The sequence below is a fragment of the Desemzia sp. FAM 23990 genome (assembly GCF_045528485.1).
Lineage (GTDB): Bacteria > Bacillota > Bacilli > Lactobacillales > Carnobacteriaceae > Desemzia.
Genome location: NZ_JBGQQW010000049.1, coordinates 1 through 1,812, shown reverse-complemented (window position 1 = coordinate 1,812; position 1,812 = coordinate 1). Strand labels below are relative to the sequence as shown.

General features: G+C 42.1%; 1 protein-coding gene. It reads left to right on the top strand.

The annotated features are described in order from the left end of the window. The first annotated feature begins 439 nt into the window (after positions 1–439). Complete coding sequence (gene ltrA, locus ACEN4I_RS13275) at positions 440–1,729, top strand: group II intron reverse transcriptase/maturase (RefSeq protein ID WP_079650472.1); 1,290 nt, start codon at positions 440–442, stop codon at positions 1,727–1,729. The last annotated feature ends 83 nt before the right edge of the window (positions 1,730–1,812 follow it).

The window sequence follows — 1,812 nt, the reverse complement described above, 5'->3', positions numbered from 1 at the left end:
CAGTGGTAAGCATATAGCTGACGGCAAGGGTGTCCACCGTGAGGTGGAATCTGAAGGAAGCCCAAGGCAAAACTCTGGTCTGACGAACAGAAACCATATAAGAGGTGAGTCGAGTGGATAAGGCTGCGAAAGAAGCTGAAGTCCGATAACTGTTATAACTCGAAGCATAAATGTGGCAGATAGATGGAGTGAAAGAGTTCGCACCTTAACTGGGGAGGTCTCATGATGTTATCCCAAATACACTTAGTGATAAGTGCTTGACTCATGAGAAGTCAGCCGAGGTCGTAGTAGTGAAGACAGCTAGTGAAAGCTAGAAAGAGCGAAGGACCGAACAATTTTATCGTTACAAACATCTTTATTGGAGGTCGCCAAAGACTACTGGTTACAACAGCGTAAAAGTAGATAGCTGCCTTACGAGAACAGAAAAGGAGTAACAAACATGCATGAAAACAGGACATTGGATAGAATCCTATCCAGAAATAATTTAAACGAAGCCTTTCGACAAGTGGAACGGAACAAAGGTGTCGCAGGCATTGATGGTATGACTATCGAAGAGGCTAAAGAATATCTTCGTCAGCATAAAGAAGAACTTATTCAGACCATTCGCGAACGGAATTACCAACCTAAACCCGTCAGAAGAGTAGAATTACCTAAACCATCGGGTGGGGTCAGACTATTGGGGATACCGACAGTTATTGACCGGGTTATTCAACAAGCAATTGCGCAAGTTATCACACCTATTTTTGACGAACACTTCCACAACAGTAGTTATGGATTTCGGCCAAACCGTAACGCTCATATGGCTATAGCGCAAGGGCTAAGAGACATGAATGAAGGGTACCATTGGATTGTCGACATTGATTTAGAGAAGTTCTTTGATACAGTTAACCATGATCGACTGATGAATCTGGTTTCTCGGAAAATAACCGACGGTGATGTAATATCACTTATTCGGAAATATCTGGTGAGTGGCATTATGGTGAACGGAGAATATGAGAAAAGCCCAGTAGGCACCCCCCAAGGGGGGAACCTTTCGCCGTTATTGAGTAATATCCTCTTAAATGAACTCGACCAAGAACTAGAAAAAAGAGGGTTACGCTTCGTGCGATACGCAGATGACTGTATTATCTTCGTTAAAAGCGAATTCGCAGCAAGACGCGTGATGCGTTCGGTTACACGATATATTGAGGAAACTCTGGGTTTAACTGTTAATACGACTAAATCGAAAGTCATTAAACCAAGTGACCCAACCTTTAAATTTTTGGGATTTGGATTCTATTGGTCGAGAGCAGACAAAGGCTATCGAGCAAAGCCCCATGCCATATCAATCGAGACGTTTAAATATAAACTTCATCAGCTAAGCAAGAAAAGTTGGGGAATTGATATGGCTTACCGCATCGTTAGACTGAATCAAGTCATCAGAGGATGGGTGAACTATTTCAAAATAGGAGATATGCATACAAAACTCAAGAAAATAGCGAGTCATCTTCGTTATCGACTGAGGGTGTGTATCTGGCACCAATGGAAAACAGCCAAGAATCGAAGAAAAGCACTCACTAAACTAGGAATGAGCGATTATAATGCCTACTTGAACAGTCACAGTTCCAAAGGAACTGCCCGAATAGCCTTGTCCTGGGTAATGACGACCACAGTAACCAATAAGATACTAGCCCTTAAAGGTCTAGTATCTCCAGATAGTTACTATTTAAAACAAAAGCATGTTATATAAAATTGAACCGCCGTATACCGAACGGTACGTACGGTGGTGTGAGAGGACGGTAAATAAATTAATTATTTACCTCCTACTCGATT